This is a genomic window from Vibrio sp. 704 (genome assembly GCF_033339295.1).
This window is the reverse complement of the sequence record NZ_JAWOUH010000978.1, coordinates 1-526: the sequence shown is the minus strand read 5'-3', so window position 1 is coordinate 526 and position 526 is coordinate 1. Positions and strand designations below refer to the sequence as shown.

At 52.7% G+C, this 526-nt stretch carries 1 protein-coding gene; it reads right to left on the bottom strand.

Annotated elements, in window-relative coordinates; all coding sequences use genetic code 11:
- Positions 1 to 9: 9 nt before the first annotated feature.
- A partial coding sequence (locus tag R7R24_RS30205; RefSeq protein ID WP_318120652.1) for an ATP-grasp domain-containing protein occupies positions 10 to 526 on the bottom strand: 517 nt, incomplete at its 5' end.

The following is a 526-nucleotide window of genomic DNA, read 5'->3' as shown; positions in this document are numbered from 1 at the left end:
GGCTAGATTTTAGCGTTGTGCTTGTTTCGCAAACTCGTGCACGGCTGGGAATGTCATTGGATCTAAGACCTTCGCGAGAGCGCACAACCTACGGTGCAATTCTCCTGGGTAGTCACCGCATACGTTGATGTGACCCATTTTGCGCCCTTCGCGCTTCTCTTTGCCGTACCAATGGATGTGACAACCATCCATGGCGAGCAGCGCTTCTGGCAACGTATCTTCACCAAGAATATTCACCATTGAGGTTTCGCGAATCAGTTTGGTGCTGCCTAACGGCAAGCCGCACACGGCGCGCAGATGGTTTTCAAACTGACAAGTTTCCGCACCTTGCTGTGTCCAGTGACCGGAGTTGTGCACGCGTGGGGCAATCTCATTGACTAACAGTGTGCCATCGACATCAAAGAACTCGAGTGCCAATACGCCAACGTAATCCAGGCTATCTGCGACGGCCGTGAACATCTGCTTGGCTTGGGCTTGCAGCTCTGGCGCATCAATTGCGGTGGATAAGCTCAATACGCCATTGGTA